Genomic DNA, 22,955 nt, shown 5'->3' on the forward strand with positions numbered 1-22,955 from the left:
GTTGCGACGACGTGTGAGGTGGCATCGCAAGCTCAACGGTCTGCCATGGGCCGCGATGATGATCTGCGGCCTGTCCTGTTCCGCCGCTCAGGCCTTTGAAATCGATTTCCGCACCGCAGGGGGCGATGAAACTCTAGGAGATCGGCTTCAGGCCGCCTCTTTGCTGACGACTGCCAAAGAAGAGGGCACCACAGAAGGCCAAGACATCGTCGCGGCGGCGCAGTCAGACTACAAGCGCCTGCTTGGGGTGCTCTACCGTGCGGGCTATTTCGGCCCGTCGATCTCGATTAAGGTCAACGGGCAGGAGGCGGCCAATATCTCGCCTTTCGCGCAGATCAACACGGTTTCAAATGTCAGCGTGTCGGTGACACCGGGCAACAAGTTCCGCTTTGGTCAGACCTCTATCGCGCCAATTGTGCCTGAGACCGAACTGCCCGAGGAATTTGCCCCGGCTGCCCCTGCCGACCTGGGCGCTGTGGAGGCCGCTGCGCGCGCGGGCGTCAGTGGCTGGCGGGATGAGGGTCATGCCAAGGCAAAGGTTGCGGCAGAGAATATCACCGCCGATCACCGTGCCTCTGAGCTGGATGTGGATGTGGCGCTTGATCCCGGCCCCAAGCTGCGGTTTGGCAAGCTGATTTACAAAGGCCAATCCACCGTGCGCCCCGAGCGGGTGGAAGAGATTGCCGATCTGCCCACCGGAAGCCAATTCAGCCCCGAAGCCGCGCGCCGGGTCACCGCGCGTTTGCGGCGCACCGAAACCTTCCGCACCGTTGACCTGCGTGAGGCGGAAGAGCCCAACCCAGATGGCACGCTGGATATGGAACTTGCGCTTGTGGACAGCCCGCCGCGCCGATTTGGCTTTGGTGCAGAGCTGGAAAGCACGCAAGGCCTGAGCGTCTCGGCCTTCTGGATGCATCGCAACTGGAATGGTGGCGCTGAAAACCTGCGGTTTGATGCGGAAGTGGAAAACATCGGGGGGGACGGTGGCGGAATCAACTATCGCCTCGGCACGCTTTACTCCCGCCCGGCCACATTCAACTCCGACACGGCCTTGATCGTTGGGGCCGAAATCAAACAGGAAGACGAAGACCTCTATTTCCTGCGCCAGTTCGGGGCGAGCGTCGGCTATAAACGCATTGTCTCTGAACGATTGGAAACCAGCGCCGCGCTGACCGGGTTCTACTCTGATGTGCGAGACAATTTTGGCGACCGTACATTTCAGGGCATCGGGGTCTGGGCACAGGCCAAGCTCGACCGCCGCGATGTGATCGTGAACCCGACCAGCGGCTACTATATTCAGGCCACCGCCTTCCCCTATGCGGGGTTCTCCGAAACAGAGCCTGCGCTCTTTCTGGAAGGCGACCTGCGCGCGTATCAGGGATTTGGTGCTCACAACCGCTTTATTGCGGCGGGCCGTGTTCTGGTTGGAAGCATTCTTGGCCCCTCGCTCAGAGGCACCCCACCAGATCTGCTGTTTTATTCAGGCGGGGGCGGCACCGTGCGCGGGCAACCTTATCAATCCGGCTTTGTCACAGTGGACGGCATCGACAGCGGTGGCCTCTCGTTTCTGGGGTTCAATACCGAAGCGCGGGTCAAGATCACCGACGCAATCACGACGGTGGCCTTCTTTGACGGCGGCTTTGTTGGGGAGACCTCTAATCTCTTTGACGATGGCAGCTTTCATTCCGGTGCCGGGCTTGGCGTGCGCTACAACACTGGCTTTGGCCCGATCCGACTGGATCTGGGCGTGCCGGTTTCGGGCAACACCGGCGACGGTCTTCAACTCTATATAGGCATAGGACACGCCTTCTGATGCGGTGGTTTGCGATCATACTCCTCTGGCTTCTGCCCATGACGGCAACCGCGCAGCAGGCTGAGGAGGCCAGCGACGAAGACAAAGGCATGCTGACCCGTTTTCTGGAGGATTCGCTGTCTGGTGCGGGGCGTGAGGTCGAGGTTATCGGGCTGCGCGGGGCGATCAGCTCCAATGCCACCATCGAAGAGCTGCGCATCTCTGACGCTGATGGGCCCTGGCTCTCGCTCAAAGGCCTGTCGCTGAACTGGAACAGGCTGGCGGTGCTGCGGGGCAATGTGAACATCAACGAACTCAGCGCCGAAGAAATCTCTCTGGCGCGCATTCCCAAAACCGATCCCAGCCCGACAACTGCCGAGGCCAAACCCTTTGCGCTGCCGGAACTGCCGGTCAGCATCAACATCAAGGCGCTAAAAGCGGATCGCATTTCGCTGGGAGAGCCTATTCTGGGCGAAGCAGTGGATTTTGCACTGGATGCCCGCCTGATTCTTGAGGGCGGCAACGGGGATGTGCTGTTGAGCGCGACGCGTCTGGGTGGCCCTGCGGGACGTTTCTCCGTGGATGGGGCCTATTCCAACGACACCGAACTGCTGCGGCTGGATCTGCAGGCGGCAGAGGATGCGGGCGGGCTGGTGGCCACGCTGGCGCAGCTCCCCGGAGCGCCACCGCTCGGCCTAACCGTGCTGGGGGAAGGCCCGCTGAGCGATTTTATCGCTGATCTGCGGCTGACAAGTGATGGCGAGGAGCGTCTGGCCGGACAGGTGGAACTGTCCACCGAGCCTGCACCGGCTCCTGATGCGGCCCCCGATTCTGGTGGTGACAGCGCATCTGACAGCGCAGAAACCAAGCCCACGCAGGTGATCCGCGTCGACATTGCGGGCAATATGGCGCCGCTCTTTGCGCCGGATTACAAGGATTTCTTTGGTGAGAGCATCGCGCTCAACACGCTCCTGCGCCGGTTTGGCGACGGGCGTACCACGCTGGAAAACCTGAGCCTTGTCTCCCGCACGCTCAATCTGGATGGGCAATTGGCGCTGACCGCCAAAAACCTGCCGGAAAGTTTTGATTTGGATATCACCCTGCGCGATGACACGGGGGCGCCGGTTCTGCTGCCGGTGAGCGGCCCGAAAAACTACGTCCAAAGCGCGCAGCTGAAGGCGCAGTTTGATGCCACAGAAGGGCAGATCTGGACGCTTGAGGGCGATGTGACCGGCATTGAGACCGAGAGCGCGAAATTGCAATCCGTCGTGCTGGACGGCAGCGGTGATATTGTCGCTGATCCACAGCGGCGGGTCACCGCCGAGATTGCGCTCACCATGGCCGGGTTGGCCTTGCCCGATCCGGCTTTGACCGAGGCACTGGGCGACAGCGCCAGCATGGCTGCCAATGTTGACTGGACCGAAGGCGAAGGCGTGCGCCTGTCCGATCTGACGGTGGATGCTGCGCAAGCCTCCCTGAAAGGCGATGCCCATCTGACAGGTCAGGGCCAGGATATGAACATCGCCACCAATGCCGACCTTTCCGTGCCCGATTTGGCAAATCTTGCCGGTCTTGTGGGCCGCGATCTGAGCGGCGCCATCATGGCGCAGCTGTCTGGCGACATTGCCCCGCTCAGCGCGGGCTTTGATCTGGACCTGACCGCAGGCGCCATGGATCTGGCCATTGGCGAGCCTCAGGTGGATGCGCTTCTGACAGGCGAAAGCAGCCTTGCCCTATCCGCACGGCGCGATGAAACCGGCCTCACGCTGCGTCAGGGCGATCTCACAACCTCTCAGCTCACCGCTTCCGGCAACGGCACGCTGGCCAGCGAAAACAGCGATCTGCATTTTGAGGCCGCGCTTGCAGAGGTGGCCTCTGTTGCGCAGATCGAGGGCCTGGACGGCCCGGCAACCGTGGAGGGCAACGCCAAACAAACTGGTGCAGACTGGGCCTTTGATCTCACCGCCACCGCGCCTGCGCAAAGCCGCGCCGTGATCCGAGCGACGCTACCGCAATCCGGCGGCATTTCTGCGGACTATGATCTGGAGATCGGCCGCGTGGAAACCTTTGTTCCCAGCCTGCCGGGGGCGGCCAGCATCAAAGGCACGGCGGCACAGTCAGACACGGGTTGGGCTGTCGATTTTGACGCGGCAGCGCCGTTTAACACCAAAGGGCGCGGTCAGGGTGTGATCGATCCAACAGGCACGGGCACCAACTTTGCGGTGGCCGGGGATTTCCCGCTCGCCGCCGCCAACCCGGCCTTGCAGCCCAATGCGATACAGGGTCTTGCCCAATATGATCTGCGCATTCAGGGCGCGTTGGAACCGGCCAGCGTGACCGGCACGGTCTCGATGTCTGGCGCGCGCTTTGCCATGCCGGATCTGCGCATCGCACTGGAAGACATCTCCGGCACCATCGGGCTTGCCAATAATGCGGCACAAATCAACCTCAACACGCAGTTTTCCGGCGGCGGAGACATTGCTGTTGCAGGCTCGCTTGGCCTCGCCCCGCCTTTCAACGCCAACCTGCCCGTGACCCTGCGGGGCCTACAATATCAGCAAGGCCAGCTGTTTGAGACCACCGCAGACGGCACCATCACGCTCTCTGGCCCAGCCACTGGGGGCGGCCGCATTGCCGGGGACATCAGCCTCAGCCAGACCAATATCCGCATCTCTCCTGTGGGCCTCTCTGGTGGTGGCGCTGTACCTGAGATCACCCATCTGGCCGAGCCGGGCGCTGTGCATATTACCCGCGACCGTGCGGGGCTGATTGCGCGGGAAGAGGCCTCCTCCGGGCCCTCCGCGCCGCCCTTTGGTCTGGATGTGGCGATCAACATTGCCGACCGCATCGCCGTGCGCGGGCTTGGCCTGAACGCGGATTTCAACGGCGGCATGCGCATCACCGGCACCACCAATGACATTCGGCCAAACGGCGAGCTTGATCTGATCCGGGGTCGGCTCGACTTCCTGTCAAACCCGTTTGAGCTTGATGAGGGCAATATCGCGCTGTTGGGGGATTTTGTCCCCACCATGCGCGTGCAGGCCACCGCAGAGCAGCCGGATGCAACCATCTTCATCATCATCGACGGCCGGATGGACGATCCTGAGATCAAGCTGGAGAGCGACCCGGAACTGCCTGACGACGAAGTTCTGTCGCAACTGTTGTTTGGGCGCGATCTGTCCAGCATCTCGCCTCTGCAGGCCGCACAGCTGGCCGCCGCGCTGGCCACGCTTTCCGGACAGGGCGCGCGCGGGCCGCAGCTTGGCAAAAACGCAGGGCTTGATGATTTTGGGCTGACCTTTGACGAGGATGGCGCGCCGGGCGTGCGGGCGGGCAAATACCTTGATGAGAACATCTACACCGAGGTGGGTGTGGACAGCGAAGGCAAAAGCACCATCAGCCTCAACCTCGATGTCACCGACAATCTGACCGTCAAAGGCAAGGTTGGCTCAGATGACGAAAGCGGGATCGGGATATTCTTCCAGCGCGACTATTGAGCGGGGTGTGCGCGGTCAGGCACCGGCCTGCACGCTGCGCAAACACATGTCCCGCAGCTGCGCGCGGGTTTCATCGCTGAGCGGCTTGCCCTGTGCGCGCTGCCATTTCAGGGTGTTGCGGATCGCCCCGCCGATAAAGCCGCCCATAACGCCCGGATCGCCTGCAATAGAGCCACCTTCGTCCTGCAGTTGCCGCAGAACACCCGCGATAAAGGACGCCGACTTTTCAAAGCTGGCCATCACATCCGCACCCGGCAGCAGGGGCACGTTGGACAGATATTCAAACAGCACCGCCCGGTCGGCATCCTGCCAGATGAAATCGATGTGGTTGTCGATATAACGCTCAAGCCGCGTGAGCGCGGGCTGGCTTGGATCATCGCCCGCCGTGAGCGCCTCTGCCATCACCGCGGCGAGATCGTCATAGACCGCGCGGATCAGCACATCCTTGTTTTCAAAGTGATTGTAGAGCGATCCCGTCGCCACCCCGGCGCGCTGTGCGATCTTGGACATGGACGCCTGTGTCCCATGCGCAACCAGCATTGCTGCGGTGGCTTCCAGAATTTTTTCACGCATCCCGTGTCGTGTCCCTGCGCTCGGCCAATAGCCATGTCCCCAATGAACTCTCGTTCAACTGGGCACCGACCCTAAGCGCAGGGCACGATTGAGACAAGGGTTTGTGCGCGCTCTGCCTGTCAGCAGCCCTGCTTACAGAGGCAAAAAGCGGAAGGTTTCCCCCTCTGCAGCAACTTTGCCCAATCCTGGAAAGGCAAAATGTGTGGCGGCAATGGTGGTGCCGGATGCTGCGGCCTCAGCCAACAGGGCGCGCCGCGTGGCCGCCGCCTGCGCCGCATCCCCATCCAGGGCATAGGTGACCTCGGGATGGGCAAACTGCACCGCCTCTGAGATGACCGCATCTCCAATGATTAGAAGTGTCTCATTGCCACTTTCAATCTGTACACCCGAATGCCCGGGTGTGTGACCCTGAAGCGGCACCAAACTGATCCCTGATATCAGACTCTGTTTCGGCTGAAAAAGCACCACCTGGTCTTTGATACCAGCGGCAACACTCTGGATCATCTGCACCATCGGGCGGGTGTCTTCATCCACCGCGTTCAGCAGATCCGGGTTGGTCCAGAACGCCCACTCCTCTTCGGCAATGTGAATAGTTGCCTCTGGAAACACATCGCCATCCAAAAAGCCGCCCAGATGATCTGCATGCATGTGGGTCAGCACGATGTCTGTGGGGGTTTCGCCTTGCAGAGGCTCCCAGGCCTGGCCGGTCTGCGGAAACCTCGCCTGAAGCGCTTGGGCAGAGCCTGTATCGACAAGGATCACCCGGTCTTGTCCCCGCACAACCCACAGATTTGCGCCGATCTCAACTTCATCGCCCAAATCGACGTCTTCAGGCACTTGGGAGAAATACGCGGACGGCAGCACAAAGCCCCCGTCGTTGAAGGTGGTCACCTCAAAATCGCCAATGGTCAGGCTGTGTGTACGCTCTGTCATAATTTGCTCCATCACTGTTTCCCAAAGCATATGGTGGCGAGCGCTGGCTGTGCTATTGTCGTAAATGACAAATTATTTGCTGATAACGCCAAACACATGCCTTCCAAAACCACCACCATCCTCGCCTATCCCGGCGCTCTGCAATCTGCGGTCTTTGGGCTGCAGGACTTCTTATCCCATACGGGTCTCAATCCAAAAATCGTCACTAATTCAGCTGAATTTGGCTTAAAATCAGATACCATTCTACTTCCACCTGCCACGCAATCTGTGGACCCGAAAACGCATCCAGAGCTCTTGGATGGGCTGAAAGCCGCAGCAGAGAGTGGCGCGTTGATCTGTTCCGCCTGTGTGGGCGTGACCTGGATTGCCGCGGCAGGGCTGGATGCCGGACGCGCGGTCACCACCCATTGGAGCGTTGCGCCGCAACTGCGTAAAGACTGGCCTCAGCTCCATGTGGACACCGATCAGCTTGTGATCGAGCATCAAAACCTTGTCACCGCAGGCGGGATGATGGCTTGGGTGGATCTGGCGCTGATCGTGATCGAACGGCTGGCGGGCCATGAGGTGATGCTCAACACCGCCCGGCATTTTGTGGTGGAACCTGTGCGGCGCGACCAGAGGCGCTTTCAGCGGTTTCGCCCCATCCTTGACCACGGAGATGCGCAGGTGCTGCGCACGCAAACATATCTGGAACGGGTGCTTGATCAGCCCATATCAGTCTCTAATCTAGCTCAAAACGCAGGTCTATCCGAGCGCAGTCTTCAGCGTCGCTTCAGCGCGGCCACGGGCTTCAATCTCACCCGCTACTTACAAAACCTGCGTATGGAGCGTGCAAAATCTCTGCTGGCGGACAGCCGCATTCCCGTGGCTGAGGTCGCAGCGCAATCAGGCTATAGCGACCTTCCCGCCTTTCACCGCGTATTCTCTCGCATCACGGGGATGACGCCTGCGGGCTTTCGCAAATCGGTCTGGTCGCAACCCACAACGTCATAGCGAAACGCCTCCGCATGAAGCCGAAACAGTCTCTAATTCACCTGGAATCAGTGAATCTGATTAGGCATTTTTGACAATCAGAAACACCCGCGCGGCCTGTGTCGCCTCAATGGCGTGTGCCACGTCTGCCGCATAGCGCGCGGTGTCACCCGCCGCCAACTCCTGCTCGGCGGTGCCACTGTTGATCCGCACCGCCCCTTCCAACACCGTCAGCTGCTCTTGTGCGCCGCGCTTGTGAGGCTGGCTTTTGAGGCTGCCACCCGTCTCAAAACGGATGTCATAGACCTCATGCCCGCCCACATCCTCAGGCGGGGAGAGAATGCGGATCACGCAACGGTGCCCCATATTGTCAAAGCTCGGCACATCGCTGTCGCGCAGCACGTCTATTTTGTCGGCTGTTTCTTCATCCAGAAGCCCCGCGAAATCCACCTGCAAGGCACGCGTTAGGTTCCAGAGGGTCGCAATGGTCGGACTGCTTTCGCCACGCTCAATCTGGCTCACCATGGAGCGACTCACCCCGGAGAGTTTGGCCACCGCTTCCAGCGACAGCCCCTGTTCGCGCCGTGCCGCGCGCAGACGGCCGGGCAAAAGTTGAAGTATCGACAGATCGTTATCCATCTCTCACAGATGCGGCCAAGCCACTGCCTTTGTCAATTGCCGCGCGCTTTGCCACATATCTCACAGCAACTGTGACGCGCCGTTCCTGCTGACTCGCCCTTTCTGCATCTGCATAGTGCGCGACAAATACGACTGAGAGGAGATGACCCATGTCGGATATCGTAATTCTGGGCGGCGCCCGTACCGCTGTTGGCACTTTTGGCGGCTCTCTCGCCAACACCCCACCAATCGAGCTGGCCACTGCTGTGTCCAAAGCCGCGATCGAGCGCGCTGGCGTGCAAGGCGACCAGATCGGCCACGTGGCATTTGGCCATGTCATCAACACCGAGCCGCGCGACATGTATCTGTCCCGCGTTGCTTCCGTTGAAGCGGGCGTGCCAAACACCACCCCGGCGATGAACGTGAACCGCCTCTGCGGCTCCGGCCTTCAGGCAATCGTGTCCGCCACTCAGTCTCTGATGCTGGGCGATGCGGACTTCGCACTGGCCGGTGGTGCCGAAAACATGTCCCGCTCCCCTTACATCCTGCAACAGCAGCGCTGGGGTCAGAAAATGGGTGACGTGAAAACGCTGGACATGATGTTGGGCGCACTGAACTGCCCGTTTGGCACCGGCCATATGGGTGTGACCGCGGAAAACGTTGCGGATGAGCACGATGTGACCCGTGAAGACATGGACGCTTTCGCCCTGACCAGCCAAGAGCGCGCCGCAGCCGCCATCGAAGCAGGTTATTTTGACGAGCAGATCGCCCCGGTCGACATCAAAGTGAAGCGCGACATGGTGCCATTTGTGCGCGACGAGCACCCAACGGCCTCCACCATGGAGTCTCTGGGCAAGCTGCGTCCGGTCTTCAAGAAAGACGGCCGTGTGACCGCAGGCAACGCATCCGGTCTGAACGACGGTGCCGCCGCCATCGTGCTGGCGCGCGAAGAGGCTGCCAAAGCCGCTGGACTGACACCGAAGTTCCGCGTTCTGGGCTATGCCCACGCCGGTGTGCGCCCAGAAGTGATGGGCATTGGTCCAATCCCGGCTGTAGAGAACCTGCTGACGAAAACCGGCCTCTCCGTCGCCGATTTTGACGTGATCGAAAGCAACGAAGCCTTCGCCTCCCAAGCCATCGCCGTCAACAAAGGCCTTGGTCTGGACACCGACAAAGTGAACCCGAACGGCGGCGCGATCTCTCTGGGCCACCCGGTTGGCGCAACCGGCGCGATCATCACCGTGAAGCTGATGTATGAACTGGAACGCACCGGCGGTTCCAAAGGTCTCGCGACCATGTGCATCGGCGGCGGTCAGGGCATCGCGCTGGCGATCGAGCGCATCTAAGCCGCTCAAAAATTTCGGCGGGTGGCCAGAGGTTCATTCCTTGGCCATCCGCCCCACCGGCACCAGTCGCAATCGGGCCGCAACACAGATGCGACGCCAATGTTTCCCAAAATGACAGATCTTGAGCGCTAGTCGATCCAGACTGTGATGCGATCAGATTGTCCGCGCGCATCAATCACGGTGATTGTCGCGCTGCCGCGCCCCGTCGCGGGCAGGGTCACATCCCCATGACGCACTCCGCTCGCCACAGGCGCCCCGTTGGCCAATACAGTCATCGGAAAGGCGGCGTTTTTGACCTTGATTGTCATGCCGTCCCGCGCGCCGGCTAGTCTGGCACCTTCCGGAGGAAAGGCCACTTCCAAGGCGTCTTCGCTGCGCTCAAAGACAGCGTTGCGGCCGCGAAATGTTTTGAGCGGTTCAGGCAGTGCGGCGTTGCTGACAATCAGTGTTTCCGGCGGTGGGGCTGGCAAGGGATCAAGCGTGGGCTTCACCCGCTGAAACACATCAAACAGCACAGGAGCCGCGATCTCTGCGCCAAAAGCGCCCGGCACCGGCGTGCCATCGGGTCGCCCGATCCAGACACCGGCCACATGACGCCCATCAAAACCGATGGCCCAAGTGTCCCGATGCCCATAGCTGGTGCCGGTCTTATAGGCCAGGCCACTGCGCGGTGCGCCTGCGGGTGGGGCAATCTCCGAGAGGATATCGCCCAAATGCCATGCCGCCGATCTGCTGATCACGCGCTGCTGTCGCGGAATGTCCTGCCCCGCCTGCCAGATCAGAGGTTGCGCGACACCGCCTTGGGGGATCATCGCATAAAGCGTCACCAGCTCTTCCAGCGAGACCCCAACACCGCCCAGCGTCACCGCGAGGCCCGCTGTGCCGCCGGGCAGCTCCGGAGCCATGCCCGCAGCCCGCATCGCAGCCATCAGATTGGCGGGTCCCAATTCATCCGTGAGCATAACCACCGGAATATTCAGCGACTGCGCCAAGGCCTCCCGCACGCGCAGCTCGCCGCGAAACCGGCCGTCAAAATTTTGCGGCGCATAGCGACCAAAGCGGGTGGGCACATCGGCAATCAGGGTTTCCGGATGGGCCAAACCTCGGTCAAAGGACAGCCCGTAAACCAAAGGTTTCAGCGTTGATCCCGGCGAGCGTTTGGCGCGGGTCATGTCAATGAATCCCTGCCGTGCGCCCGCCTGTGTCAGACCTGCGGACCCAACAGAGGCCAGGATCTCACCGCTGTGATGATCTGCCACCACCATGGCGATCGATACGCGCCCCTCAAGGCCGCGCAAAGCCTCCTGCGCCAATGTCTCAAGCGAGGTCTGCAAAACGCGATCCACCGTTACCTGATGCCGCGCGGCCTCCGGGGCAGTCGCCTTGGCGCGGTCCGCCAGATGCATCGCCACGGCGGGAAAGGCCCGCCGCACTTTTGGCACAGGGGTCATCAAAGCCGCGTCTACGCCTTCCTGATCCAGCACCCCAGCGGTCTTTGCGCGCCAAAGCACCCGTTCCCGCGCAGCCTCAGCAGCCTCAGGGTTGCGGTCAGGCCGCCGCGCATTGGGGCTTTGCGGCAGGGCAACCAAAAGCGCTGCCTGCGCAGGTGTCAGCCTGTGAGGCTCTTTGCCAAACCAAGACAGGGTGGCCGCGCGTATGCCTTCGAGATTGCCGCCAAACGGTGCATGGGTGAGATAGAGATCAAGGATCTCGCGCTTGCTCAGATGCTGCTCCAACGCAAGCGCCAGTCGGATCTGGCGCAGCTTTCCCGCCCAAGACCCAGTGCCGGAATCCTCAATCAGCCGCGCCACCTGCATGGTCAACGTCGAGCCTCCGGACACCACCCGCCCGTACCACGCAGATTGCGCCACGGCGCGGGCCAGCGCCCAAACATCTACCCCCTGATGAGACCAGAAGCGCTTGTCCTCATAGGCCAGCAAAACCTCCACATAGAGCGGGTCAACCGCGTCGCTCTGCGCGCCAAGCCGCCACAGCCCGCCGTCCACCGTATAGGCCCGCAAGAGCTGCCCATTGCGATCCACCACTTCGACCGAGGTATCGGCCAGAAGATTCGGCAGCTCTGTCTCTGCCACCCATTGATCTAAAGCGTCCCGCGCCCCTGCCAGAAGCAGGAGCGTGAACACCAGAAAAACAGGCAGTATCCGCATGTTATTCGGTCACGAGCAGACGAGATGCGGCGGTGTTGGCACGGTATTGCGGGCGATACATGTCCTCCACAGAGGCCGCCGGGTGGTGGTAATCGCCGGGGCTTACTGCGCGCACCATATAGGCCAGTTGGAACGACTGCGCCGAGCGCCAGTCGACAGCCGCCAAGAACCGATCCGCTCGGAATTCGGTGTTGGCGGCCTCGACCGGTTGCAGCCAGTCCATGTTGCGCAGATCACCGCCTGCCAGCAGGTTGGGATTGTCGATTTCAAAGCCCGCAGGCAGCGGATCGTTTACCATCAGACGCGCTCCACCCTCACCGGATGGTATCACCGTCAAAACCGCGACCAGCCGTTCACCTGCCTGCACCTGCCGCACGTCAACCGCCTGCCCTTCCACAGAGAAATACTGCCGCTCGATGCGGTAGCCATAGCTGCGCTCCTCAGCCGGGTAGGTTGGCACGCCAAACGTTGTCAGCGTCACCAACTGCGCGGCCTCTCCTGTGTTGGTCAGCGCGATCTCCTGAGACAGGTCTTGGTCCGTGAACCGCTGCAACAACGGCCCGTTCAGCGGCTGCCCGTTGAGGGTCAATCCGCTCGGCCGTTCATCCTCGATCAGCGCATGCGCCGCCATCAGCGACCAGGCCGCCTCTTGGGTGGAGGGCGTCTCACTGCCAAAGGCAACTTGCTGCGCGAGCCCGTTGGCATCCAGAGCCTCGCTGCCCGCTGCCACGGCCAGCGCAACGGTGCCTGCGATATCGCGCAAATCGGTGCCATAATCTGCCCGCCAGAGCGCGGCCTCTTCGCGGCCGACCTGCGTTTCGATCTGGCGCGCAGCGGTGCGGAACATATCATCCGCCCGCGTCTGATCGCCATAAAGCGCAAGTGCCGCGCCAAGTTGCGCCGCTGCCAGAGGCGTCGCAAAAGCATCACCCTTCACATCCGCATAGTAGCGCAGATCTCCCATGGCTGCCGCCCCTTCGCGGGCCAGAACCATGAGTGCATAAGCCAGATCCTCGCCGCCTGTGTCAAAGTCCGGTGCATAGTTCACACGGTTGCGCAGATTATTCATCGCCTGTTTGAAGGCGAGATCAGGCACCGCGTGCCCCTGTGCCCGTGCACGAGATAGGAAATCGCTGACATAGGCATCCAGCCAGAAATCGCCGGACTCAGGACGCCAGAGACCAAAGCTGCCATTGCCGGCCTGCCGCGTCAGGACCAGCTCGATGGCCTCTGCGATGCGGTTGTCCAGATCGCGATCCGCGCCCATGCCCAGCGCGCTTGCCACATCTTCAAAGTAGAGAAGCGGCAGGGTCTGGGAGGTCACCTGCTCTGTGCAGCCGTAGGGATAGCGATCCAGCGTCTGCAACAGACCCGGTGCATCAAAGCGCGCCAAAGCACCAGTGGACAGGACCGCCTCAGCAGAGCCTGCGCGCAGATCGGCAAACACATCTGCACCAAGGGTGAGGCTGTCGCCGGACGCCAAGTTGATCTGGCGGGTCTCACTCACAGCCGGATCATTGGCCCGCACCGGCAAGGTGAGCGATTTGACCAACTGTTTGCCACCCGGCGTGGTGAGCGCAATGCGCAGGCTGTGATCTCCGATCTCGCCTGCGACAACCGGCACAGAGAACCGCGCAGTGCCTTTTGCTGCCAACTCAAACCCTGAGGGGATTTGCACAGCATCCAGCGTCACGCCCTCTGCCACAACATCCAGCCCCATCCGACCCGCAGCACCCTCTGCGTGGACAAATTCCAACAGCAGGCGGCTCTGATCTCCGGGGGCAAGGAAGCGCGGCAGGCTTGCGGTGACCACCACCGGATCGCGCACCAGCACTTCCGCATCGGCCTGCCCCACACCGGTTTGCGACCAGGCCACCGCCATCAGGCGCACTGAGCCGTTAAATTCGGGGATATCAAACTGCACCTTTGCGGTGCCATCTGCGCCGATCTGAATGGGGCCTTGAAAGTAGGCCGCCAACTCTTCGGTGGGGGGAGGCGCGTCAAACCCTGTGGCCGCAGTGGCATCCCCTCCGGAACGCAGGCGTCCCATATTGCCGCTCAAACCGTTGATTAGGCGGCCATAAACGTCGCGCATTTCCATGCCCAGACGGCGCTGGCCAAAGTAATGCGCCGAAGGGTCGGGGCTTTCAAAACTGGTGAGGTTGAGAATGCCCACATCCACCGCTGCCAGAGTGACAAAGGCGGTTTCACCGGCGCTCACGCCGTCGACCTTCAAAGTCACATCCAAGGGGCCACGCGGGTCGATCACTTCTGGTGCGGTGATGGAAACCGCGAGCTGCTTCTCCTCTGGATCAACCTGCGCATAGCTCAGCCCAAGGGCGCGGGCCGGGTTTTGTCCTGCGGGCGCATCTGCGGCGCGGATGACCGAAGCGGTCACGTAAGCTCCTGCGCCCCATTCATCGGTCACATCCAGATCGATCAGGTTCTCGCCTTCCTGAACAGCGACGGTTTTCATCGAGATCAGACGGTTGGACATCACCGAAATCAGCGCGGTTCCCGGGTAGCGCGGCACCAGCCGCAATTGCGCGGTGTCCCCGCTGCGATACCGCTCTGCATCAAGTGACAATTCGAGGGTGTCCGGCGTTTCTGTGGCATCCGCAGGGGCATACCAACCGGCCTCAAATGTCATCGCGCTGGAGATATATTCCCCACCGTCTTGCGTGACCACCACCTCAAAGCGGCCCCAATCCACATCTGCGCCAATTTCCAAGGGGGCACCGTCCAGTGTGGCGGAACCGCTGGCAATGGTTTCGCGCGTGGTGGTGGGCTCCCACTCCCAACCGCCATTGAGCTGATACCACTGATAGCGCGTGCGCAGGCGGTTCACGGTCCATGTGACCGGCATTGCTGTGGCGCGCAGGCTTGGATCTACTGCGATGATTTCAAAGCTGGCGTTGCTGCCTTCTGGCACCACCTCTTCGTCAAAAAGCGGTTTGATCCCGATCAGCGGTGTGGCAGAGGCCACAGGGTGTGTAATGCGCCGCTCTACCGGACGGCCAGAGCCCTCCAGCACACGCAAGGCCACATCAGCGACAAGCGCGCGGCCCTGTGCCTCCTGTACAGGCAGGGACAGATAGATGTCTGCCTGACCGGCCGCATCTGTCTCATCCCCGGAAAAATAGGCGGTTTGACCGTAAAACGGCGCATCATAGCGCCCAAAACGGAAGCCTTTGAACCCCTCCAACGTGTCACGGGCCTTCAGGGTTACTTGCCCTTCGATCTCAAGATTGGCCGCAGGTGCGCCAAAGAGATAGCGCGCCTCAAGTGACACTGCCGCGGGGTTGTTGGCGTCAAAAGGTGCCGCAGGCGGCGTGAGCTCAAAATCAATCCGCTCGGGCAGGAAGTCTTCGACCAGCACTTTTGCACTCGCCAGAGCCGGCGCCTCCAGATCGGACTTGAAATCCAGAGACCAGCGCCCGCGCGGCACAGTTGCCCCAAGTGGCATCGCAAAGACATGTCCGCCCGCCGCGCTGTTGGTGGAGACCTGTCGGCTGTATTCCACCCCGTCGGGGCGGGTCAGGATCGCGGTGATCGGCAAGGCAGGCAAGGCCTGCGCCGTTGCGCCACGTGCCAAGGCGGTGACATGGATGGTCTCGCCGGCGCGATAGGCACCCCGGTCTGTGGTGGCAAAAACATCGATCGGCGGTGCGGCAGGCCGCCCTTCCACGCCCCGGTCAGAGAGATCAAAGGCCGGATCGGTCAGCGACAGGAAGGAGAAATCCTCCCCCTTTTGCACCATCACCAGCGCCGGGGACGCGCCGCCGGTGCCACGCGTCAGCCCCGCATCAAAGACCGCATAGCCCTCCGCATCGCTGACCGTTTCTGCCAGCACGCGGTTTGCGCGCGACAACAGGCGCACATTCGCCGCGCCCAGAGCTGCGGCATCTGACAACTGGCGCGTAAACACATGCAGCCCGTCGGTTCCGCTCAGACTGGAGATGCCAATGTCTGACAGCAGGAACCACTGTGTTGTGGAGGATTCATCATATTTATCCGCCCCCGGCAGATCGGCGGTGAGCGCATAAACCCCCGCAGGCTGCCCCGCCACCAGCTCTGCCATCGGCAGGCGTGTTGTCATCGTCTGGTTGAGCGTGTTTTCAACCTCGCCACGGCCCGTCCAGACTGTTTCAGCCACATCGCGGTCGAAGTCTTCCATCTGCCAATAGCTCAGCGGTTGCCCAAAATAGCCATCCTGAATGGCGCGCAGGATGTTGCGATCATTCACGCGCTGCAAGGTGAGCGCCACTTCGTCCAAATTTACGGTCTCAATCGGCAATCCGGCGTCCGAGCTGCGCGGCAGCACATAGGCGCGGCCTGAAAATGCAACCTTTGGGCTGCGGTCGCGCACATAGGCGCGCACATTGGTGTCGCGCACCAAGGTCTCCCCGCTTTTGGCAGGCAGGCCAGCGCGGAAGGTGACTTGGACGTCCTGACCATGTGTCAGCCCTTCGACACAAATGCGCTGTTCCTCGACATGCAAGGCAAGGCGGGCATCCGGCAGTTTCACAAACGGGGTGTAGTCCTGCCCGGTTTCAATGAGTGCCTCATTGAACTCGGCACATAGGCGTGGGGTCTCGATATCGCTCTCGACCTGATGATCTGAGACGCGGAAGCCGTATTTCCCGATGGCAACCTCTAGCTGTGTGATCACATCGTCACGCGGGCTGATGGCCTCTGCCAAGCGCAGACTGCGCAGCACCGCTTTGCCCCGATCCTGATCTTCAAGTTGCTCAGACATCAACAAAAGCGCGTTGATACGTTCAGGATCCGACTGCGCCCGCAGATAGGCGTTCATCGCCCCTAAAAAGGCGCGCTCTTTGTATTGGCGGGTTTCCGACGCCCGGTCGCCCTGAAGATTGGCATTGAGCCGCGCATATTCCAGCCAGAGATCGCTGCGATCGGCTTTGCTCAAGGCGGCCCCCGTCCAGCGCATCGCGCTCAGCAGGTTGCCCTCTGCCCGACGCTCTCTGGCGGCGGTGAGCATCTCTTCAACGCCCCAGCGACCACCGGCATGGGTGCGCCCGATGTTGGCCGCCAGTTCCTTGGCCGCCAAGAGGTCTCTTTCTCTGAGAAAGCTCAGATCCTTGGCGCGGTTTTGTGCGGTGCTCAGCAATTCTTCAGACGCGTTGAAGATCTCCGCAGAGAGCGCCCCGTCATAGGGTTGGCGCTCGTTGATTTCGGATTTTGGGAAGCAGGCGTTTGAGCGGCGGTTGAACGTGAACGCGACGCATTGCGGGTTGTTCAAGCAGGTCTCCACACAGGCCGCATATGTGGTGTCAAAAAGGTTCTGCAGGTCTGCGCCGTAGAAATCGACATCGCGACTCACCACCACCCGACGGTCGGGCACATAACTTTCCTGCGTTGCCGCCGCTGTACCGGTCAGGGCGAAAAGCCCAATCGCTAAAATCCGAAGCATTCTAATCTCCAACAATCAATGGCTTGATGGTGCCACGGCGCAATCACGCATTGCAACGGCGATAACGCCGCGGCGGAGTTAAGCAGATGTTCACGGACAGTCTGAAATATGGCTGTCAGGAAAATACGGCTTGAGGATCGGCGAATGTCGCTGACGCAAAAACTTGCTGACGAACGGCGCGCCCGTTTGGCTGCAGAACGTTTGTTAGAGTTAAAAAAGCGCGAGCTTTATGCGGCCAATCGTAAGCTGGGCAAACATGCTGCGCAGCTGGCAAACGAGATTGTCGAAGCGCGCGAGACCGTCAAGACCGTTACCAAAGAGAACAAAAAATTCCGCACGGATCTGGAAAACGCCCAAGAGCGCGCTGAACAGGCAGAGCACAGGCTCTGGCATTCGCTTTCCACCATCCGCGATGGCTTTGCCTTCTTTGACGAAAACGGCAAGATGATTGCCGCCAACCCAAGCTATCTGGCGATCTTTGAAGGCGCGGAGCACATCAAGCCCGGGATTTCTTACAACGAAATCATGGAATTTGCGGCGCATGAGGGCCTCTTTGTGCTTGAGGACACCTCGCCGGACGACTGGTGCAACATGATGCAGCAGCGCTGGCACCACGAAGAGCCTGAGCCGGTGATTGTGCAGCTGTGGAACGAGGAATTCCTCAAGCTGATTGATCACCGCAACATTGGCGAAGATCGTGCCAGTCTTGCGATGAACATCACGGACACGGTGCGCCAAGAAGCGGAACTGGAGCGAGCGCGTCAGGAAGCGGAAGCTGCCAGTCAGGCGAAATCTGCGTTTCTGGCCAATATGAGCCACGAGCTGCGCACGCCGATGAATGGTGTTGTGGGCATGGCCAGCCTGTTGATGGACACCACGCTCACCGAAGAGCAGCGTCTGTTTGCCTCCACCATCAAGAACTCCGGCGAAGCGCTGCTGTCGATCATCAACGATGTTCTGGATTATTCCAAACTCGGGGCGGAAAACGTCGGTCTGCGCAATGAGACCTTCGATCTGGAGCGCTGCATCCACGAGGTCATGACCCTGCATCAGGTCTCCGCACGTGAGCGCGGGCTGGAGCTTCTGGTGGATTACGACCTCTTCCTGCCAACCCAGTTTGTGGGCGACGTTGCGCGGCTGCGCCAGATCCTCACAAACCTCATTGGCAATGGTGTGAAGTTCACACACACCGGGCACATCCTTGTGCGTGTGGTTGGGGTGATCACCAACGATGGCTCAAACGCCGTGGTGCATGTGACCGTTGAAGACACCGGAATCGGGATTGCCGAAGAGCAGCTCGATCACATCTTTGGCGAATTCAATCAGGTCGACACCAGCCAGAACCGTGAGTTCGAAGGCACCGGCCTTGGCCTTGCTTTGACCAAACAGCTGGTCAATCTCATGTCCGGCGAAATCTGGGTGGAATCCACCGTGGGCGCGGGCACTTCCTTTGGCTTCCGTCTGACCCTGCCGATCGACGAGAACTGCGATCACCTGCCGGTGCCGCTGCCGGACAATGTGCAGCATGTGCTGGTGGCATCTGACACCGAGGTGAACAGCGACCTGCTGAAGAAACAGCTGGAACAGATGGGGGCAACCGTCACGATCTGCACCGATCAATCGCAGGTCATGCTGTTGGCCCAACATGTGGATTTGATCCTGGCCGATCACGCGGCTGGCGGTATTGATGCGCAGCAGCTGAACACCGAACTGAGCGCGCAGGGGATTGCGACACCAATTGTCGCGTTGAGCTCGGACCCGAAAGCCTTCGGGGATGCCGATGATCTAGGCTTGATCAAGAGTGTTCTGGCCAAACCCGGCTCGCGCGCGGAGCTCAACCTTGGCATTGCAAAAGCGGCAGAGGCCAGCCCCAAGAACACCAAAGGCAAAGCAACCGCGCGCCGGCGCATGCGTGTGCTCTCTGCCGAAGACAACAAAACCAACCGTCTGGTGCTTGAAAAGCTGCTCAAATCTCTCGATCTGGAGCTGATGTTTGCGCACGACGGTGTCGAGGCGGTGGAGCAGTATATCTCCTATTCGCCTGATCTGATCTTCATGGATATTTCCATGCCGCGCATGGATGGCACCCAGGCCACGCAAAAAATCCGCGAGCTGGAAGCCAACAACAACAATCGCCGCACGCCGATTGTCGCCCTCACCGCCTTGGCCAATGAGGGCGATGAGGAGCATGTGTTGAGCCACGGGTTGGATCGATACCTGACCAAACCCCTACGCAAGGCGGAGATTTTCAAGGTGATTTCAGAGATGCACCCTGAAGAAACCCTTGATCCGTTTGAGTCAAATTCCGAGGCGATTGCGAGCTGATCTGATCAGCCCGCTTCGGGGTAGTCGCGCAGAAAGACCCAGCGGTCGCCTTCGGACATATCTTCCTGGAAGCGATACCCACCGTAGTCGAAACCTTTGAGGCCTTCTGGGTCCTGAATGCGGTTGTGGATCATGAAGCGCGCCATGGAGCCACGGGCCTTTTTGGCAAAGAAAGAGACGATTTTGGCTTTGCCGTCGCGCTCTTCCATGAAGACCGGAGTGATCACGCGCATCTTCAGCGCTTTCAGATCCACCGCCCCAAAGTACTCTTGGCTGGCGCAGTTGATGAGCGTGTCGGTGTTCATGGCCTCTGCCTGCGCGCGCAGCGCCTTTGCAGGAGCGGTTCGCCAGTAATCATAAAGAGATGATCCGCGGCGGGTCTTCAGACGGCTGCCCATTTCAAGACGATAGGGCTGGATCGCATCCAGCGGGCGCAGCACACCGTAAAGACCGGACAGAATGCGCAGATGGTCCTGCGCCCAGGCCATTTCATCCTGTTCCAGACTGCCAGCATCCAAACCCACATAAGTGTCACCGGCAAAGGCGTGCACAGCCGGGCGCGTCATCTCTGCGTCCGGTTCGGCCTCAAAGGCTTTGAAACGATCGCGGTTCAGACGTGCCAGATCATCGCTCAGATCCATCAGCTTGCGCAAATCACCCAAAGTCAGATTGCGCGCTGTCTTGGCGAGGCGCACCGCATCTTCCTGAAAATCAGGCGCGGTGGTGGGCCCTTCGACAGCATCCCAATTCAGGCGTTTGGCCGGTGAAATTACAACAAGCATGCGGCAGCTCCATCTGATTTAGAATCTATCTAATCTGCCTGATACAGAACGTCCAGAAAGGCGGCACCAAAACGATCTGCACGGCGATCCCCGAGCAGGCGCTCCATGTCTTGTGAGGTGCGTGGCTTCAGGCTTGCGACCTTGGCCAGCAGGGAGGCAGAGCAGCTCATCGGTTTGTCGATGCCGTTTGGCCCCCGCATCAGGCGCGATTGCGCCTCCAGCAGCTGGTCATAGAGATCTGCATCCTGGCGACCGGCGATTTTGCGGCGGCTGGGGTGCATCTGTTCGGCTTCGCCGTTGATGACCTCCAAGAACGCATCGCCATAGTTTGCCAGCTTTTTGGCCCCCACACCGCTGATCCGCGCCATGTCGTCCAGATCCCCGGGCCGCGCTTCGGCCATTTCGGCCAAGGTGCGGTCATTGAAGATCACATAGGCCGGCACTTTGGCGGCCTCGGCCAAAGCACGCCGCTTGGCTTTGAGCGCAGACATCAGCGGCGCGTTTTCTTCGCTTACCAGAGTTTTGGCCGCCGGTTTGCGGGAGGTCACGCGAATGGTATCGCGGCGCAACTCCACAGTTTCTTCGTCGCGCAGGACCGGACGGGCCCGATCCGTCATGGTCAGAGCCCCGTGGCGCTCCGGGTTGGGGCGCACCAGATCATGCCCCATCATCTGGCGAAACACCGCCTGCCACTGACTTTTGTCAAACTCGCCGCCCACCCCGAAGGTCGGCAGCGCATCATGGCCGCGCTCGCGCACCTTGTCGGTTTCATTGCCAAGCAAGATGTCGATCAGATGCCCGGTGCCAAACCACTCCCCTGTGCGCAGAATGGCCGAAAGCGCCTTGCGTACGGCGACAGTCCCATCAAAGACTTCGGGCGGCGTGTCGCAGAGATCACATTTGCCGCAGGTGACCTCATCTTCGCCAAAGTACTTCAGAAGCTGTTCGCGGCGGCACTTCAGCGCTTCGGCCAGCCCCAACAGCGCGTTGAGCCGCGCGTGATCAGCTGCGCGGCGCTCTGGCGGGGCAAGCCCCTCGTCGATCTGCGCACGGCGCAGGCGGATGTCATCAGGGCCAAAGAGCGTAAATGTCTCTGCCGGTGCGCCATCCCGTCCGGCGCGGCCGATCTCCTGATAATAGGCTTCGATGGATTTTGGCAGGTCGGCGTGGGCCACCCAGCGGATGTCGGGTTTGTCCACACCCATCCCGAACGCCACCGTGGCCACAACGATCAGCCCGTCTTCGCGCTGAAAGGTCGCCTCGGTTTCACGCCGCTCCTGCGGATCCATACCGCCGTGATAAAACAGCGCCTGATGCCCGTCTTCGCGCAAGGCCTTGGCAAGGCTCTCGGTTTTTGCGCGGGTGCCGCAATAGACAATGCCGGACTGCCCTTTGCGCGCAGCGGCGAATTGCAGGATCTGGCGGCGCGGATTGTCTTTGGCGGCAAAGGCCAGATGCAGGTTGGGGCGGTCAAAGCCATGCAGGAAAACCTGCGGGGTGCGCCCGGCAAACAGCCGCTCGATGATTTCATCGCGGGTTTCCGCATCGGCAGTGGCGGTGAAGGCGGCAATCGGGACATTCAGCGCCTGCTGAAGCTCTCCGATGCGCAGATAGTCCGGGCGGAAATCATGGCCCCATTGGCTGACGCAGTGGGCTTCATCCACGGCAATCAGACTAACGCCAATTTGGCGCAACATGCCCAGCGCGGCACCGGAGGCAAGCCGTTCGGGTGCAATATAAAGCAGCTTCAACCGCCCCGCCTCGATTGCGTCCCAGACCTGTGCGGTCTCCTCATCGGTGTTGCCAGAGGTCAGCGCACCGGCCTCAACCCCGGTTTCCCGCAAGGCCCGCACCTGATCGCGCATCAGGGCGATCAGCGGGGAGATGACAACGGTCACCCCCTCGCGCAAAAGCGCAGGCAATTGAAAACACAGAGATTTGCCACCGCCTGTCGGCATGATGGCCAGGACGTCTTCGCCTTGTGCCACGGCACTGACGATCTCTTCCTGCCCGGGGCGGAATGCGTCAAAGCCGAAAACATCACTGAGAACGGTGCTGGCAGCCCGCATTGTTCACCTTGTTTATCTGGGCAATCTGCTCTGCGCAGTTGTCCCACAGTGCCCAAGCAGGCTCAAGCCCGAAGCGTGCGTTTAGCCCAGAAGGATAGACGGCAGGATGTAATCACGCAGCGAGATGATGATCACGAAGACCACCAGCGGCGCGAGATCCAGCGGGCGCGTGTCAGGCAGCACCCGGCGCACCGGCTCATAAATCGGCTCCAGCAAACGGTTCAGACCGGTCCAGATTTGCGCCACGATCGGCTGACGCAGGTTCAAGACCTGAAAATTGATCAGCCAGCTCATGATGATATGCGCCAACATAAAGAAGAAGGCGATGTCCAGGATCAGTCTCAGCGGACCGTAAATTGCCATCATGGAGGGCTCCTTTGCTGCGATTGGCCCACAGTTAAGCACCAAGCGCAAAAAGCACAAGACTGACGCGAGGAAGTCGG

Annotated in this window: 13 protein-coding genes; 5 read left to right on the forward strand and 8 right to left on the reverse strand. The window is 60.7% G+C overall.

Annotated elements, in window-relative coordinates; all coding sequences use genetic code 11:
- The first annotated feature begins 1 nt into the window (after nt 1).
- A complete protein-coding gene (locus tag J7400_RS00395) occupies nt 2-1,813 on the forward strand; it encodes a BamA/TamA family outer membrane protein (protein WP_209057717.1) in 1,812 nt (603 codons plus the stop codon).
- Nucleotides 1,813-5,289: a translocation/assembly module TamB domain-containing protein gene (locus J7400_RS00400; RefSeq protein WP_209057719.1), complete on the forward strand. Its 3,477-nt coding sequence runs from the start codon at nt 1,813-1,815 to the stop codon at nt 5,287-5,289. Before J7400_RS00395 ends, J7400_RS00400 begins: the two co-directional genes overlap by 1 nt.
- A gap of 15 nt (nt 5,290-5,304) precedes the next feature.
- Here J7400_RS00400 and J7400_RS00405 read toward each other — a convergent pair whose 3' ends face one another.
- Entirely contained in the window at nt 5,305-5,862 is a 558-nt protein-coding gene (locus tag J7400_RS00405) for a TetR/AcrR family transcriptional regulator (RefSeq protein WP_209057721.1), read from the reverse strand.
- 132 nt (nt 5,863-5,994) lie between these two features.
- Nucleotides 5,995-6,795 (reverse strand): MBL fold metallo-hydrolase, encoded by an 801-nt coding sequence (locus J7400_RS00410; protein ID WP_209057723.1) that lies wholly within the window; start codon nt 6,793-6,795, stop codon nt 5,995-5,997.
- Between the two features lie 96 nt (nt 6,796-6,891).
- Here J7400_RS00410 and J7400_RS00415 point away from each other — a divergent pair, with 96 nt between their 5' ends.
- Nucleotides 6,892-7,788, forward strand: a complete 897-nt coding sequence (locus J7400_RS00415) for a helix-turn-helix domain-containing protein (RefSeq protein WP_209057725.1) — start codon at nt 6,892-6,894, stop codon at nt 7,786-7,788.
- Nucleotides 7,789-7,848: 60 nt separating this feature from the next.
- Here the strand turns inward: J7400_RS00415 and J7400_RS00420 are convergent, their stop codons facing one another.
- Nucleotides 7,849-8,406 carry an XRE family transcriptional regulator gene (locus J7400_RS00420; RefSeq protein WP_209057732.1) on the reverse strand — a complete coding sequence of 186 codons (558 nt, stop codon included), beginning with the start codon at nt 8,404-8,406 and terminating at the stop codon, nt 7,849-7,851.
- A 149-nt stretch (nt 8,407-8,555) separates the two neighbouring features.
- On the opposite strand from J7400_RS00420, the gene J7400_RS00425 reads away from it, so the two are divergent.
- A complete protein-coding gene (locus J7400_RS00425) occupies nt 8,556-9,731 on the forward strand; it encodes an acetyl-CoA C-acyltransferase family protein (RefSeq protein ID WP_209057734.1) in 1,176 nt (391 codons plus the stop codon).
- 128 nt (nt 9,732-9,859) lie between these two features.
- Here J7400_RS00425 and pbpC read toward each other — a convergent pair whose 3' ends face one another.
- A complete protein-coding gene (gene pbpC / locus J7400_RS00430) occupies nt 9,860-11,899 on the reverse strand; it encodes a penicillin-binding protein 1C (RefSeq protein ID WP_209057736.1) in 2,040 nt (679 codons plus the stop codon).
- A gap of 1 nt (nt 11,900) precedes the next feature.
- Nucleotides 11,901-17,336: an alpha-2-macroglobulin family protein gene (locus tag J7400_RS00435; protein ID WP_209057738.1), complete on the reverse strand. Its 5,436-nt coding sequence runs from the start codon at nt 17,334-17,336 to the stop codon at nt 11,901-11,903.
- A gap of 144 nt (nt 17,337-17,480) precedes the next feature.
- Here J7400_RS00435 and J7400_RS00440 point away from each other — a divergent pair, with 144 nt between their 5' ends.
- Entirely contained in the window at nt 17,481-19,661 is a 2,181-nt protein-coding gene (locus J7400_RS00440) for a response regulator (RefSeq protein WP_209057745.1), read from the forward strand.
- Between the two features lie 5 nt (nt 19,662-19,666).
- Here J7400_RS00440 and yaaA read toward each other — a convergent pair whose 3' ends face one another.
- The 3 genes from yaaA to J7400_RS00455 all read right to left on the reverse strand — a co-directional run bounded on the left by yaaA (nt 19,667) and on the right by J7400_RS00455 (nt 22,878).
- On the reverse strand, nt 19,667-20,443 hold the full coding sequence (gene yaaA, locus J7400_RS00445; protein WP_209057747.1) for a peroxide stress protein YaaA: 777 nt from the start codon (nt 20,441-20,443) through the stop codon (nt 19,667-19,669).
- A 29-nt stretch (nt 20,444-20,472) separates the two neighbouring features.
- Complete coding sequence (gene recQ, locus J7400_RS00450; RefSeq protein WP_209057749.1) at nt 20,473-22,512, reverse strand: DNA helicase RecQ; 2,040 nt, start codon at nt 22,510-22,512, stop codon at nt 20,473-20,475.
- Nucleotides 22,513-22,593: 81 nt separating this feature from the next.
- Nucleotides 22,594-22,878: a YggT family protein gene (locus J7400_RS00455; RefSeq protein WP_209057751.1), complete on the reverse strand. Its 285-nt coding sequence runs from the start codon at nt 22,876-22,878 to the stop codon at nt 22,594-22,596.
- Nucleotides 22,879-22,955: the final 77 nt, after the last annotated feature.

This window comes from Shimia sp. R9_2 (genome assembly GCF_017743735.1).
Taxonomy (GTDB): domain Bacteria; phylum Pseudomonadota; class Alphaproteobacteria; order Rhodobacterales; family Rhodobacteraceae; genus Shimia.